Here is a 15734-nt window from a genome sequence, read left to right as displayed (position 1 = left end):
ATCTCTTTATTATTCTTTCTTCAATAAATGTATCTCAACACTACTGGAATGTCATGATTGGATTTCCATCTATTCTGGAAGGAATAGAAGATTTAAACCGCGAGCAAGTTGAGCAACTCCTCCACCGCGCCCAGGAACTTAAATTAGGTTCCCCGGCAAGACTTCCCCTTAAAAGAAAAATTTCAGTCGCAACATCTTTTCTTGAGAATTCAACACGAACAAAATTATCATTTGAAATGGCCATCAAGAAACTTGAAGGTATTCATATTAATTTCGATGCTGAGAAATCTTCTCTCAAAAAAGGCGAATCTCTCGAACAAACTCTATTAACTCTCTTCTATCAAGGTATTGATATTTGTATTGTTCGTACAACAGAGACAAAGCTACTGGAGCAATTTAAGGATTACCCGCCAATTAAGATAATTAATGGTGGAGATGGAACAAATCAGCACCCAACCCAGGCCCTTCTCGACTTATTCACGCTAAAAGAATATTTCAAAGGCGAGCTTGCTGGTAAGAAAGTTTGTATTGTTGGAGACTGCACTCATTCAAGAGTAACTCATTCACTTATGGATTTACTTCCACTATTTGGCATCGAGATCACACTGTGTGGACCAGAAGAGTTTATGCCTGCCCAACTGCCAGATAATAAACTAATTAAAATAAGTGATGATCTTGATGAAACGCTTAAGAATAGTGATGCGATTTATCTTCTTAGAATTCAAAATGAGCGACATGAGAAGAGCTTTGATATGTCGACATATAACCTTCAATGGGGAATCAATGTGGAGCGCCTTTTAAGTATTGGAAAGACCGCACCAATTTTTCACCCAGGCCCTGCAAATATCGGAATTGAAGTTGACAGTGAAATCGTTAACTCAGACCTCTGGATGGCCCATAAGCAAGTTGAAAACTCTATCTATATTCGAATGGCAATTATTGAGGCCATGATAACTAATGGCGACACTAAAATTGGTGCTCGTTATAATCATATCTCAGCACTAAAAGGACTAACGGAAAATGACGAAAGCAAAGTTTGATAGGCACGCACTCCTATCTCAATCCCAAGAATTACTCTTTCAAAAATCTCTTAAAACGACTCCTATTTTCCTTCATTTTCCTGACCAAACAATTTTTAAAGCCTATATTAATCTCGACAAAAATGACACTCGTCTAAAAGATGGCATCTTTGGAGAGGCCGCATTTACAACAGGAATGAGTGGGTATCAAGAAACAGCAACTGATCCATCTTTTCTAGGTCAACATATTATTTATACAACTGCTCACGTAGGAAATTATGAATTCAATGAAGAAGTCTCTCAAGGCCTAAACTCCACAAAACCTTATGCCACAAGCCTAATTGCAAGAAACTTCTCTTATAATAAATTTTTAGAAAATTGTGACTTACCACTTATAAGTGATGTCGATACAAGGGCGCTAACAAAATATCTTTCATGTAAATCAAAAGATCATCGCTGCCTAATAACGACAACAGAGCAAGCGCCAAATTTTTCAGATTACAACCTAGAGTGCAATGAGCTTTCAAAAGTTTCATCTAAAGTGAAGAAAGTTATTAGAGATGGAGATAATCCAATTGTCGTTATCGACTACGGAATTAAAAAGGCCATCGTAAATTATATAAAAGATTTAGGTTACCCTCTTGTGGTTGTACCACATAATACGCCAGCACATGAAGTTGAGGAATATAGACCAAGGATGGTCTTCTTATCTAATGGCCCAGGAGACCCTAAGCTTTATAAAGAAGAAATCAATACTGTAAGAGATTTACTTAAAACAGATATTCCAATTCGTGGAATTTGCCTAGGCCACCAACTAATAGGTCTGGCATGTGAAATGGAAACAATCAAGCTTCCTTTCGGACAAAGAGGCGCTAATCACCCTGTCTATTCTCATTATAACCAAGAACTTCTTATCACAAGTCAAAATCATGGTTATGCAATTGAAAAAGAATCTTTTGAGAGCAAGAGATTGGAAAATCAATTTGGGCTTAAGTTATTTTGTGAGTACACTTCACTATTTGATCGCTCTCTTGAAGGACTCAGAAGTTATGACTCAAGAGTTAGAAGTGTACAATTTCACCCAGAATCAAACCCTGGCCCAAAAGATGCGTCCATATTCTTTAGTGAGATCAAGGAGTATCTCCAAAATGGAGCACAGGAAATTACTCCTGAAGAAATCACGGATATTCCTGAGTATCACGAAGGAGAACTCAACTCACCATATAAGAAGATCCTATTAATTGGTTCAGGCCCTATTAAAATTGGACAAGCTTCAGAGTTTGACTACAGTGGGACACAGGCCCTTAAGTCATTAAGAGAGCTAGGTTTTGAAGTAGTACTTCTTAATTCAAACCCTGCAACAATCATGACAGATAAGGATATGAGTCATCGTACTTATATCGAGCCAATTACCAAAGAGACGATTAAAAAAATCATACTAAAAGAAAAGGTTGACGCTGTTCTTTCCACAATGGGAGGCCAAACAGCACTAAATATGTGTATTGATCTAGAGAAGGAAAACTTCCTAAAAGATCACGCAGTTGCGCTCTTAGGGGCCAATATTGATACTATTGAAAAAACTGAAGATCGTGAGCTCTTTGCAAAAGAGCTGGATAAGCTTGGCTACAAATCTGGAAAGAGATTTAGTGCAAAAAGTTTTAATCACGCACTAGAGTTAGCTGATGACCAAGTGAAGTTTCCACTGATTATAAGAAGAGACTTTGCCCTTGGAGGTAAAGGAGCGGCACTTGTTCACAATTTAGAAGAACTGGCACAAACTCTTTCTTCAAGTGATATTAAATTCCCAATCACTATGGAGAAGTCATTACTGGGCTGGAAAGAGCTTGAGCTTGAAGTTATGGTTGATAAGAACCGCTGTGGTGTTGTCATTTGCTCAATTGAGAATATCGACCCTTGTGGAATTCACACAGGAGACTCAATTACTGTTGCACCCGCACAAACGATTTCAGATCACTGCTATCAGCAATTAAGAACAATGTCGCTAAACATTGCCAAGCATATGAATGTTGTTGCAGGTGGCGCCAACGTACAATTTGCAGTTAATCCAAAAGATGAAAATGATATCGTTGTTATCGAAATGAATCCTCGCGTTTCACGCTCATCAGCACTTGCCTCAAAGGCAACAGGATATCCAATTGCAAAAATTTCGGCCGGACTTGCTGTAGGTTTAACACTATTTGAAATTCTAAACGATATTACACGTATCTCACCTGTTGCATTCGAGCCAACGCTAGACTATGTGGCGATTAAGATTCCAATCTTCCCATTTAATAAGTTCCCTTCAAGCTCTCAAATCCTCGGTCCCCAAATGAGATCAGTTGGAGAAGTTTTAGCTCTTGGAGGAAGTTTCAATGAAGCTTTTATGAAAGCTTTAAGAGCAACAGAGCAAGGACTTGAGATTCCAAGTCTTGAGCAGCTTAAGACGACACCATATCCGATAACACAAGATTACTTACTAGAGCGATTAAAGAATCAAAGAGAATTATCACTACTTACTGTTTTAGAAGCACTAAGATTTGGGATATCGCCACAAAAGATTCATGAAGTAAGTGCGATTACTCCTTGGTTTATCGATCAAATGGTATGCTTCTTAGATAAGGAATTGCAGCTAAAAGAAGATTCACAAATAATCAACAACCAAGACGAACTCTATGAATTAAAGAAATTCGGTTTCTCAGATAAGTACCTGGCCCTTCTTTCTGGAAAAAGCCAGGAGCAAATTCTCGACAAAAGAATTGAAGCTGGAATAAGGCCAGTCTTTAAGGCCGTTGATACATGTTCGGGGGAATTTAATGCCCTAACACCATACTTCTACTCGACTTATACACAATTTAATGATGTTCAAAGAATTAGCGAAGAGAGTTGTGCAATTTTTGGCTCAGGGCCAAACCGAATCGGACAAGGTATTGAGTTTGATTACTCATGTGTAAAAAGTGCTAAAGAGCTTAAAGAGCAAGGTATTAAATCAATTCTTCTTAACTCTAATCCTGAAACAGTTTCAACAGATTATGATAGCTCAGACAGACTCTACCTGAGCCCACTATTTTCAGAAGATCTTTATGAGATTCTAGCTTTTGAAAACCCTACTCATGTTATTACATCATTTAGTGGGCAGACAGGAATAAACATACGTGCTCATCTTGAGGCACCTTTTAGAACAAAACACCAAGAATTTAATTTTCTAGGCCCAAGTCTTGAACTTCTCGATACAGTTGAGGACCGTAAGCGCTTTGATCTTCTAACCAAAGAGATCGATCTTGCACATACAACATCAAGAGAAGTTAGAGGTTATAAAAACCTTATCAGTACAATTACAGAAATCGGTTATCCAGTTATTATAAGGCCTAGTTATGTAATTGGTGGTGAAAGTATGTTTATCTTTGAAGGGCCACAGGACATTGAAAACCTTCCAGAAGAAATTCTAAAATCCCTTCACGAAAACACTATCACTTTCCAAGTTGAAAATTATATTTCGAATGCTCTTGAGTATGATGTCGATCTTATTCGAGACAAAAATGGAAATACTGTTTTTACTATTTGTGAGCATATTGAATATGCAGGTGTTCACTCAGGGGATTCAGGAATGATCTCTCCTCCTGTAAAGGCCAGAGATGAAATAGTGGATAAAATGAGAAAACTTGCCACTGATATGGCCAATACAATGGAGATAACGGGACCAATTAATTTCCAATTTGCCCTTAAAAATGACGAGATCTACTGTATCGAGGCCAACCCAAGAGGTTCAAGAACAATCCCATTTCTATCAAAGGCCTATGATGTAAACCTTGCGGCCATCGCAACAAAAGCACTTCTAGGCAAAGAGATTAAAAACCATCACAATTTCAAAAGTGATTATAAGATTATTAAACAATCGACTTTTCCATTTGACCGTTTCGTACAAGACTCAATTATTCTTGGTCCAAAAATGAGATCAACTGGTGAAACTTTAGGGATTGATAAGAATGGAGATATCGCCATGATTAAGTCTTATCTTGGAAATTACCCAGATCTTCTAACTAAGAAGTCTGTTCTCCTATCTCTTGCGAGAAAAGATGATGAGCAATTGATTCAAAATATAAAAGAGCTAAATTCTCTAGGTTTTAAATTCTTTGCCACAAAGGGAACTTACTCATTCTTAAGTGATGAATGTGGAATCAAGGCAACACTAGTAGATAAACTTTCAGATGATGGGAGTAATATTGGAATGCTAGAGGCCATTAAGAATGAAGATCTTGCGATGGTTTTAAATACGCCTCTAAATCAAGGACGCTCAAAATCAGATGGTGAATTCATTAGAAACACGGCCATTCAATATGCAATCCCTTGTTTTACGAGAATTGAAAATATCAATGCTGTCTGTAAGGCCATTATTTCGGCCAACAAAGCTCAGGCAACACCGGTTAGCCTTCAGGAGATGACGAATGAATAAAACCTTTGTTGCCCTTGATGGAATGAATAGACAAGAGGTCTTAGATCTCTTGTCTAAGTATCCACAAATAAAAAATGTCAAAATTGGACTTGAGTTATTTCTCCGCTACGGACGAGAGCTAGTTAAGGAAATAAAGGAAAAATTTAAAGTACAAATATTTCTTGATCTAAAGCTACATGACATTCCAACAACTGTTGCTAAAGCATGCAATGCTCTTGAGGGATTAGATATTCGCTTTCTCACTGTTCATGCAACGGGAGGCGCCGCTATGCTAAGTCTTGCTCAAGAAAGTATTTCAAAAGTAATTCCAGGTTGTGAGATTTTGGCGGTAACAATCCTAACCTCTCACGATCAAGATGATATTCAAAATATCTGGGGAAGAAGTCACAAAGATGCGCTTATAAACTTACTCCAGGAAGTTAAGGCCTCAAGTGTTAGAGGGATTGTATGCTCAGGTCTTGATCTTGAGATTGTTAATTTCTTTGAAAATGAAAGTAATCTCAACTTTTCTAAAGTATGTCCGGGAATTAGACTTGATGGAGACCATGACGATCAGGTTAGAGTCATGACACCAGAAGCGGCCATAAAGGCGGGTGCTAACTATCTTGTGGTTGGCAGACCGATTACAAAGAATCCAGAGGTTTTACAAGAAAACCTCTTTCCTTGAAAATTTCCTTACATATCCCAGTAGCTCTCTTCTAGACTTTGTTCCTTAACAGGTAGGTTATGAGAAAGTCTAGGAGACTTCTGTTTCAAAACTTCATAACTTGTTCGGTTAGCATACTTACAAAGTTGGTGAATCGAAGAATAAGTTAGGTATTTCCCGTCATGCTTAATTGAATGAGGAAGCAGCTTTTGGTGATAAACATTGGCCGCAATATCGTGAAGAATGGCCGATAAAGCAGCATCCCCTGCACCATTAGTATTTTCAATATTCTCAGGCCCTCCCATAAAAGGATTAATATGAGAGTAAATTTTCATAGGCTCTTGGCAATCAACTTTTAACTGAGAACGTGAATATTCGAATTGGTTATAATTTTCAATCGACTTAGAATGTAGCTTATCTTTTGTTTCACGGGCCCTTGTCTGACAGGCCCAAGAGGCAATATAAAGCCCTCTTTCCCCATCTGTGATTAGAGCAAGATCAGTATAATCTAAAATAGATTCTCCTATTAGAAGTGGATCATCAATATCAAGAAGGGCCTGGGCCTCATCACGGTTCATCGCTAGAACATTTACATTCTCTCTAATGAATTCTTTGAAAAAGTGTGTATCACTTTCAATAAGAGAGCTTGTTCCAAGAGCAAAAACGACAGGTACATTATTTTCCTTAGCAATATTTACGGCCTTAAGAGTGGCCTTGAATAGAGGCGCATTGCGATCTCTTAATAAGAAGGCCGTCACAAGTAATGCACTAGAATTTTTAATAAGATCATCAGGAATAAACTCTTCAGTAAGTTGATTCATAATCCCCTTACCAATTGCAAAAGTTCGCTCCTTATCTGGAGTAATAAGACACATTGCCCTCGCCATCTTACCAGCACATGGCTGAAGATAGCTAAAGTCTACTTTTGAAGAAGTGCTACAAATATATTTAAAGGCGTAGTCACCTACTTTAATCGTTTCACAAATTGTTCCAAGAGCAAAAGATTGGTCGTCCGACAATACCGAGTAATTATGTAATGTATTACCAACGGCTCCACCAGCATACTGGCCAAGTATTCTTCCCTCTTCGTAAGAGCGCTGATACAAGTCTTCCACGTCCTTATCTGATAGAACATAAGACTCTCCGGCCTTAAGCTTAAATTCTTCTAGAAGCTCAAATGAAGCGTCGACTTCGATATCAACAAGCAGTTGATCGATACCAACAATATAAACATTTTCTTTGCGGTTAAAATCTGTTTCAAAAGAAAGTCGACCTTTAGCACTTACTGGGAAATAATGCTTTGATCTTCTCTTACCTGGAAATCTCATAAATAATCCTAAACTAATGTAGTCAAAAATTCTATTTTGATTATAATAGATATATGAAAAAACTTTTAGTGTTAATTTTTTCTCTTACTCAATTAAGTTCTCTCGCCTATCGTTTTGCTGTGACAAAATCACGCCAAACAATTGTTTATGCTGATGTAAATTTATCGGCACCAATTGGCTACATTCGAAGTGGCCGTAAAATCAAAGTTGGTGACAATGACTTAAAACAAGGCACGATTGTACCACTAGTTGTATCAGGAAAGATTGCATATGTGAGAACTAATGATATTAGTTACTCAATAGATGGCACTAAACTCGAGCACGTTCCAGAATTAACAGACCACGATGTAAAAACGATTTTCACTAATGATGCTCAAAGATTAAGAGAAAATAGCTTCTTCTCGCTAGACTATTCTAGACTTGAAGTTGGAACTGACTGGGATAGCTTTCAAGCACAATATGCCAACGAGACTTCACCTGCTTTTAATCGTATAAATCTTGCGATTGAATACAGAGACCCAAAACATCGCCATGGCTTTAAAATTTCTCTTGGCTATCTTTTTGCCTCCGCAACTTATAGCTCAATCAACAGCATTCTCGGAGAACTACAGTACCAATATCGCTTCATTAATCGAAATAGCTTTGTAGCAGAAGGCTACTTTGGTGCAATCTTAACCGGTGATTTTGAACAAGAGAACTTCGGTGAAAAAGCAACAGGTATGGCCTATGGTTATAATATTGGTGGCCGTATAAGGATTGCTCCGTACTCAAGAATTGGCTTCTACGGACAGGCCGGGATATCGACTTTATATACTAGTTCAATGGATACTCTTGTCACAGAGACTGTTTCATCTGTAGGTGGTGTGACAATCGGTGCTGGAATAAGCTTTCGCCTCTAGCTCAAAGAGCTAGAAGCATTTAATTGAATTATTTTCGCCGTTTTCATTTCTATAACTAATAAAAATCTGATCAAGATTCTCATCGTAATCTACTTTAACAAGATAATTGTCAAATACACCTGAGAACATATAACGACTTTTCATTGAAACAAAAACAGAAAGATAAATTGTACTATCACTAGGACTTTCTTGATCGAAGTTATTAAGAGAGTAAATATTAAATTTCAGCTCATCTTCAGCAATCGATAAAGCTGACTTCTGTCCATCTAAACATACTTTCTTGTAATCTCTTTTGATTACATCGATTACAATATCTTCAATTTCATCAGCACCCCAACCAGTCTTAGCACCCCATCCAGTTTTAAAATCAATATCAATTTGATTTCCTTTGTACGTGAAAGGGTTCTCACTTGAAATAAGTGCGAAAGTATTAAATGAGATAAGAATAGATAGTAAAATTGATTTTAGCATTTCAGTCCCTTATGTATGATGGGGATATTTATCCTATATTCAAGCATTTTCATCAAGTATGTGTGTAATATATTTAGGTACTTACTAAATGTTTTCTAAGAGATGTCGATACGTAAACCATGGAAATTAGGGGTATAGACCTATTTAGCTATATTGATTATCGTCAATACTTAGAAGATATCTATCTAAGTCGTAAAGCAGTCGATAAAAAGTATACATTTGGCCGTTGGGCCAAGGAGCTTGGAATATCAAGTGTCTCAGGCCTAACCATGATTATAAAAGGCCAAAGGCATCCAGGGCCACAAATAACGGCCATGCTCATTAAGAATCTTGAACTCAATAAGAAAGAGGCCGAATTCTTTCAAACCTTAGTTGATGCTAAAAAGAATTCTAAAGGAGATGAAGAAACCTTTAAGGCCATAGTAGAAAAACGTACTTCTGATGTAACAAGATCTGATCGACAGGTTGAATTTAAATGGGAAATGGCCCTTTTAAGAGAAATGCTTAAATGGAGTGATTTTAATACGATTAAAGATCTCAATTCTAAAAAATTAATCTATAAAGGTCATGAAGATTACGCACAAATCATCAAACAAATGAAGAGTGCAAAAATCATCAATATAGAAAATTCTAAAATTTATCTGAACAAAGATTATACCCCACAATACAAACTTGATATGTCACAGTTCTTACCTCTTCATAAAGAGATTTGTGAACTATCAAGTGACAGCTATTACCTTCCAAAGGAACAAAGGGTCTTAGAACACTTTCTAATCAATGTGAAAAAGTCTGAGCTTTCAAATGCTAAGAAAAAGATCATGCAGTTTATCGATGAATTTACAGAAGAGTTTGACTGCGAAAATGGCAACAGTGAAGAGCATCAAATCTTTACATTATCGACACTCTTCTTTCCTTTCACTAATTAATTGCACCATTTGAAATGAGTACAGATGACAAATTATCAGGGCCAAGGCAATGAAGCCTTATTTGCATATATTTTTCAACTTGTGTATGCCCTATCAGTGCACATTGAGAAGGTACTGCATAATTATATTTTAGCATCTTACTTAAACTCTGATCTTCACTTGTAATCAAACGAATATTATCACCGAAAAGTCTTTGCATATCAGTATAGATAGCACCTTGAGACGGACTGATTTGGCCCATTTGAAAGAGCTGAGAAAAATTCCCACCCGGAAAACTTGATTCACGGTTAATGGCCGTTTTCGAAGTTCTAATAATTTTTTTACCATCAGTAACAACTAAATGAATATGATAACGACCTTCAATGTAAACAGAGTAGGCTTCATCTTCTTTATAGACGGCCAGAATTGAAGCTAAAGGATCATTCCAGTCACTTTGGAAACGAAGAGTTCTTCCTCCATCAGAGAGCTTAAATGAGAGTTTATTCAACTCCTGCTGGCGTGTAATAAGATACTCATCAATAAAATCACCATTTGCCGTCGATCTTATTGTAGCAATATTAGATTGATGAATCTGGAGAGATCTTCCCTTTTTATCAATTGTAAAAGAGTCGATATCATCAAATACGATTTCATAATATTCATTAAATGTAACTTCTCCAACGGCGTAAACAAGCCTAACTCGCCCACTATTTTGAGAGGATTTATCTTGTTCAAGATAAGATACGAATTGTAGTTTTTTGAAGAATGGAAGATCAAGCATCTTTCTTAATTTAGAATCAAATTTATATGATTCTAGAGTTCGAATCTGCAACTTCAATTTTTCCTCTTCAAGAGAAGGTAGAAGGTAATATGGCCTTTTCTTTTGGATATTATTCATAAAATCAATTGGATCTGCATTATTATCAATTTGTGGTAATTCAAATACCTTACTTACAAGCGGAACCAAGACTGTTCCCAACTCTTTAGTTTGGGCCTTGATAAAATTGAAATATGGCCTACCACGATTAAAATCAAGCCCACCAAATTGAGTCGCGTTTAAGCTCCAGCTTGAATATTTGCCAAATAACGGCCTACCTCTTGAGTCAAATGACTCAAGAATATACTCTCTATTATTAGCAGAAGTTCCATAAACTAGAATATCTAATTTACCATCAACATTCATATCGACTTTCATGACACTAATAACTTTTATGTCTTGCGAGAAATTGATTTGAAAAGGCTCAAATGATTTATTCTCTTCAGATAGGTAGAATATGCTTTTTAATGAGCGACTATTTAAAACAAAATAGTCCTGTTCACTCTTGCTAGCATTGAACTCGATAACTTTTTGAAGTTGGGAACTCTTAATATTTGGAGCGATTCTTAAAAGAGCACCTGCTGCAATTTTAGAAATCTTCTTACTTTCAACAATAGGTAGTGGAATGAAGAATTGAGCTTCAAAAGATTTTGAAGAGAGAGATACTCCATCATGAATGAGCTCCAAATGAAGATTTTGCCAGCTCTCAATATCTAGGCCACTTAAATAAGAACTTAACTCTATTCGATTAAGGCCTTTATTTAAGTTATTCTTTTTACAACTTCTTGTGGGATCAAAGACAATTGAGGACAAACAAATATCCACATTTTCTAAAATTTGATTTGAATGAATATCAAAACTCATTTTAGCGAAAGGCTTTTTATTCTTATCAAATGAAACTGAAATACTATCGATATTCTTTGTTAGAAATAAAGGAGAAAGAAAAGTATTAGAAATCTCATTAAATGAATTATGAAAACGTTGATAATCAGGAGAATTCAATTCTGATGTCTCTAGAGTTCTTGAAGTTGCTTTAAGCCTTGCAAGAAACTCATAACTATTAGTCTTAACTTCTTTAAGCTTTGCTGCTGCAGCGAGGGCCGTGACATGAGCAATAGAAAATGATGTACCAGTTTTAATATCATAATTTCCGACACGTAGTACAGTCGACTCCATACTAGATGGAATCGTCCCAACAAGCTTCTCTCCAGGAGCAAATATATCTACAGTTTGTCCATAATTTGACGAGGATACTTTTTGTCCCTGAATATCATAACCTCCAACACAAACAACACCATTATAATTACATGGAAATATATTTCTTCTCTTATTATTATTTCCTGCTGAAGCTACAATTATAACGTTTTTCTTAAGTGCATATTCAATGGCACTTACTATCTGTGGAGTTTCAATGACTTTAGGAATACCAAGTGATAGATTGAGAACTTGTGCACCATTATTAACGGCAAAGGCAATGGCCTTTGCAATATAGCTAGAAACAACACTTCCCTCATGCGTAAAGCCTCTAAAGTTAGTAATCGCTTTAATTGGCATAATTTCAATATTTTCAGGAAGGAGTCCGTCAACGCCGATCCCATCTTTTTTAGCGGCCAATAGCCCGGCCACAAAAGTACCATGTCCAATATCATCTGAAACATTTCCATTTCCATCAAGAACATTATAGCCACGACATGGTAGTGCCTTTTTCTCTTCATCACTCTTACCGATACAGCCTGGATAATTCCAAATATTGTCTTTTAGCTCAGGATGATCAACGTCTACACCAGTATCTATAACCGCTACGATAATTTTCTTAGAACCAAATGAAGCTAATTGCTTCTCTGTAAAGTAATTTACATCAACACCTTTTATACCCTCTATATTTTCAAATCCAAGCTCAGAAATTTTCCTAATATAAGACTGACCAGTATTTTTGATATTCCACTGTCTCCCAGAAAGATCTACTGCAAAAGCCTTCTGACTAGATAGAGCATATAACATGATAAAAAGGAGCATTATATTTCTTATTATCATTTTAGTGTCTCCCTATACCAAAAGCCTAAAACTTCAGCCTTAATCATTCCAAGGACAGTAACTAATTTATTAATTGGCCCACCAAAATTTCGAGAATTAATCTTCCCATACGAATTTCCAACAATAGGCTTAGTCATTAGCTCACTTCCAACACGGTAGCCAGAAAGTTGAGATTCAATATACATATTATCTTCACCGAAAAATTCGAGTAAAGTTCTTGCATCAACGTATTTAGCAAAGTAGTGACCAACATGAGCTAGACACTTAAGGCCTTTTTCAGTCTTTGCCTTATTTAAATACTTATTACACCAATAGAGCTTACTCTTAATTGGATCAAGGTCGCCACAACGTAGCTTTTCAGATATCGTTCGCCCGGAGTTATCATTGTCTCGATTTCCACCTCTAAAACAATTTCTGACTTTCATTTTTTGAGAAATCTTATCTAAATCTCTTGAAGTAATTGAGAGAATTTTTTTAACTGACTTATCAAAGAAGTGAATTTTACTCTCAAGACGAACAAAGTGCATATCACCAGCATCATTCGCATCTGAAGGCGTATAGAAATCAAGATTGAAAGCTTCATTCTCTTTTTTAAGATACTTCTTAATTGTCTTCTCTTTCATGATCGCCTTCTCATGAGTTTTACGATAGTGAAGATATAGCTCATTCATGTTATCAAAGCTTGCCTTGGCATTTATATCACTTAGTTTAGATTCAAACTTAGTTTCATAAGTCGTTGCGGCCCCAAAAAGCTCTTTACCTGGATTTTGATAGTAGTGCTTGGCCTCTTCAATCATAGGGATATAGCTCTTATCAAAGCTTACTTCTAAATTATTAATAAATTTCTTTAGATGATAAGAGGCAATATTCTTTAAGAATTTTCCAGCAGCGATCCCATCCATTTCACCATAAGTCGATGATATTAACTTAATATTGACTTGATCCTTAATTTTCACAAAAAGCTCTGTAATAGACTTTAAAGTACGTGAAACAAAGAAAAGTAGATTTAGGTTAAAAGTAGAATCCTTTGAATGATTATACACTTGAATATCTTCTGGCCCCATTGCTTCATTAGAACGATCTCTTAGAATAGAAAGGAACTTAACCGCATTTTTAGAAAATTCTAAATCTTCTTGTTCAGGGTCCATATTGATTTCATAAAACTTTAAATCAAGCTTTGACTTAATTGCGGCCGCTTCACTCATAATAATTGGAATTAAATATGAAAGGCCACCACGTGCCCTAACCTCACTAACATTGGCCTCATCATAGTAGACTTGAAACTTGTACTTTGACTTTCTTGTAATATGAATTCTCGAAAGTTCCTTATATTTTGTACTGATTGAACCATAACCGTTTGCAACGCCAAATAAAGGAGCATTTAGAGAAAGAGTTACATCAGGTACAACTGAAGTCGAAATAATAATGGACTCACCAACACCAAATTGCTGAGAAATTTCATTATAAATTGCGTGAAGATCCTCTCTTCTCGTTTCATTATCAAGGTCTGAGATATTGATTGACTGCTTAAGCTTTTCTTCAATATTACGAAGTGTCTTACCAACTAGCATATTCTTATATGGAGTCTTTACGGCGACTCTTAGGTCTTGAACTGGCCTTACATGCGTGTAACTTGTATTGATCCCAATATTTGGAAAAACTGACCCACCTGTTGTTTGAGAAATAAATCTTTCTAGGCCAATAAATAGGCCAAGGTTTGTTGTGAAGCCAATTGTGTCAGCAAGCTGAACAAAGTTGTCCGTACCAAGGCTTTGACCAACAACGATGTCTCGGCCAAATATAATATTTCCTCTAACAACTGGAGACTTCCAAGATGAGAAAGGTAGAGGTGGAAACTCTCCATGTTCCGCAAAATAATCAATAGCGTAGTCTTTATTTGCAAGGAAATCTTCTTGTAACCACTTAACCTTGGCCTTTGATAGATCAAATGCGCTAAGTCCTTCACTAATTTTGCCCGTAATCCATTTGAATGTACTACTTTGCGCTTCAGAAAAGAGAAAGGCCGGAATATCATCCATTGGCGACTTACTAGCACCGAAGCTAAACTGGCCAGCGTAACCTTCAAATTCATGTGGAATTAGAAATCCATCTTTAACAAGAGGGTCTTTAATATCCTTACTATATTCAATAAGTGGTGCATTTAACTTAAGTGTTGATATAAGGTTATTTCGACGGCCAATAATCTTTTCAATTAATAGTTTTTCAACGACGGCCGGATAGTGTGACTGCTTTACGACTTGGGTAATCTCGTGGCGATTAAGATCACCGATTAATCGCGAAATCCATTTTACATCATCATAAGTAGCACTGAAATCAGTTGAACTAGGATACTCAAAAAGTAAGTGATCATTTTTTATTTTTAGAAAATTAAAAGAATACTTATTAATCGATTCTTCAAGATTTAGAAGTGAATAAACCACGATAAGACTTCTTAGTGTTCTTAAGTCTTTTGTGTCATTAATTGATGTAAGAGCAACATCATAGAAATCGTCTTCTTTAGGCTGCCTTACAAAGATATCTTTTAAAACAAGAAAATCACTTCCCTCTTCAACTAGCCAGTTTTTATAAGAAGCACCCAACTTAATTACTAGCTCAACATCTTTGAAGTAATCTTTTTGCTTTTCATCTTTGAAGTTAATTCTTATATTTTTAAGATACTTCGAAGCTGGAACAACATAACCTAATCTTCTAAGCATATTCTTTCTAAGAAGAATCGTATGAAGTGTTTTAGATAAATGTACCTGAAAATTTCCTTCTCCATTTTGTGCATTAAACCTCAAAACTCCCGCAGGAGAGCTAATCACACCAGAAAAATTCAAAGTTTCAAAGTCGTTAATTGGTAAGTTGAGATCATCTTTGTAATCGGAGAAATTATTGGCGCCATTCCAAAGATTAGATAAAACGGGAGATAGAGTTGAAAGATCAACTCCTTCGGCCTGAAGCTCATATGCTTGTTCTGAATCAATTGGCCCATATTCTATACTATAAAGATCACCTGCTGGAAGTGATTCACCATTAATGGCAACAAGTCCATCGGCGGCGTAAACTTTGGCCGTTAAGATCGAGATCAGTAAAATCAATATACTTAAATTTAATATTTTCATTACGTTATAAAATAACAATATTTGGCGCATGAGACCGATC

The 15734-nt window shown here is 36.2% G+C and carries 9 protein-coding genes; 5 read left to right on the top strand and 4 right to left on the bottom strand.

Annotation, left to right across the window (positions count from 1 at the left end; translation table 11 throughout):
- Nucleotides 1–53 precede the first annotated feature (53 nt).
- The 3 genes from ACMAYX_RS00935 to pyrF are packed head-to-tail and all read left to right on the top strand — an operon-like array spanning nt 54 to nt 6136.
- Nucleotides 54–1040, top strand: coding sequence for an aspartate carbamoyltransferase catalytic subunit (locus tag ACMAYX_RS00935; protein WP_412471397.1), 987 nt, complete (start codon nt 54–56; stop codon nt 1038–1040).
- On the top strand, nt 1021–5469 hold the full coding sequence (gene carB / locus ACMAYX_RS00930) for a carbamoyl-phosphate synthase large subunit (protein ID WP_412471396.1): 4449 nt from the start codon (nt 1021–1023) through the stop codon (nt 5467–5469). The genes ACMAYX_RS00935 and carB overlap by 20 nt, the downstream gene beginning before the upstream one ends.
- Nucleotides 5462–6136, top strand: a complete 675-nt coding sequence (gene pyrF, locus ACMAYX_RS00925) for an orotidine-5'-phosphate decarboxylase (RefSeq protein WP_412471395.1) — start codon at nt 5462–5464, stop codon at nt 6134–6136. Before carB ends, pyrF begins: the two co-directional genes overlap by 8 nt.
- Nucleotides 6137–6144: 8 nt before the next feature.
- Here pyrF and ACMAYX_RS00920 read toward each other — a convergent pair whose 3' ends face one another.
- Entirely contained in the window at nt 6145–7443 is a 1299-nt protein-coding gene (locus tag ACMAYX_RS00920; protein WP_103217118.1) for an inosine/guanosine kinase, read from the bottom strand.
- A gap of 53 nt (nt 7444–7496) precedes the next feature.
- On the opposite strand from ACMAYX_RS00920, the gene ACMAYX_RS00915 reads away from it, so the two are divergent.
- Nucleotides 7497–8342: a hypothetical protein gene (locus tag ACMAYX_RS00915; RefSeq protein WP_103217117.1), complete on the top strand. Its 846-nt coding sequence runs from the start codon at nt 7497–7499 to the stop codon at nt 8340–8342.
- Nucleotides 8343–8351: 9 nt separating this feature from the next.
- Here the strand turns inward: ACMAYX_RS00915 and ACMAYX_RS00910 are convergent, their stop codons facing one another.
- Nucleotides 8352–8813 carry a hypothetical protein gene (locus ACMAYX_RS00910; RefSeq protein ID WP_103217116.1) on the bottom strand — a complete coding sequence of 154 codons (462 nt, stop codon included), beginning with the start codon at nt 8811–8813 and terminating at the stop codon, nt 8352–8354.
- Between the two features lie 119 nt (nt 8814–8932).
- On the opposite strand from ACMAYX_RS00910, the gene ACMAYX_RS00905 reads away from it, so the two are divergent.
- Nucleotides 8933–9739 carry a TIGR02147 family protein gene (locus tag ACMAYX_RS00905; RefSeq protein WP_103217115.1) on the top strand — a complete coding sequence of 269 codons (807 nt, stop codon included), beginning with the start codon at nt 8933–8935 and terminating at the stop codon, nt 9737–9739.
- Here ACMAYX_RS00905 and ACMAYX_RS00900 read toward each other — a convergent pair.
- The gene (locus tag ACMAYX_RS00900) at nt 9732–12569 is read right to left on the bottom strand and encodes a S8 family peptidase (protein WP_412471394.1); all 2838 of its coding nucleotides are present in this window, start codon (nt 12567–12569) and stop codon (nt 9732–9734) included. The two genes, ACMAYX_RS00905 and ACMAYX_RS00900, sit on opposite strands and share 8 nt — an antisense overlap.
- Nucleotides 12566–15694 carry a hypothetical protein gene (locus tag ACMAYX_RS00895; protein ID WP_412471393.1) on the bottom strand — a complete coding sequence of 1043 codons (3129 nt, stop codon included), beginning with the start codon at nt 15692–15694 and terminating at the stop codon, nt 12566–12568. The genes ACMAYX_RS00900 and ACMAYX_RS00895 overlap by 4 nt, the downstream gene beginning before the upstream one ends.
- Between the last annotated feature and the right edge of the window lie 40 nt (nt 15695–15734).

The organism is Halobacteriovorax sp. RT-2-3, assembly GCF_047085075.1.
Classification (GTDB): domain Bacteria; phylum Bdellovibrionota; class Bacteriovoracia; order Bacteriovoracales; family Bacteriovoracaceae; genus Halobacteriovorax_A.
The sequence above is the reverse complement of the archived record's forward strand: the minus strand, read 5'-3'. Positions and strand labels throughout refer to the sequence as shown.

Coding starts and splice junctions, on each gene's coding strand:
- ACMAYX_RS00935 (WP_412471397.1), top strand. CDS start 54: ATGATTGGATTTCCATCTATTCTGGAAGGAATAGAAGATTTAAACCGC.
- carB (WP_412471396.1), top strand. CDS start 1,021: ATGACGAAAGCAAAGTTTGATAGGCACGCACTCCTATCTCAATCCCAA.
- pyrF (WP_412471395.1), top strand. CDS start 5,462: ATGAATAAAACCTTTGTTGCCCTTGATGGAATGAATAGACAAGAGGTC.
- ACMAYX_RS00920 (WP_103217118.1), bottom strand. CDS start 7,443: ATGAGATTTCCAGGTAAGAGAAGATCAAAGCATTATTTCCCAGTAAGT.
- ACMAYX_RS00915 (WP_103217117.1), top strand. CDS start 7,497: ATGAAAAAACTTTTAGTGTTAATTTTTTCTCTTACTCAATTAAGTTCT.
- ACMAYX_RS00910 (WP_103217116.1), bottom strand. CDS start 8,813: ATGCTAAAATCAATTTTACTATCTATTCTTATCTCATTTAATACTTTC.
- ACMAYX_RS00905 (WP_103217115.1), top strand. CDS start 8,933: ATGGAAATTAGGGGTATAGACCTATTTAGCTATATTGATTATCGTCAA.
- ACMAYX_RS00900 (WP_412471394.1), bottom strand. CDS start 12,569: ATGATAATAAGAAATATAATGCTCCTTTTTATCATGTTATATGCTCTA.
- ACMAYX_RS00895 (WP_412471393.1), bottom strand. CDS start 15,694: ATGAAAATATTAAATTTAAGTATATTGATTTTACTGATCTCGATCTTA.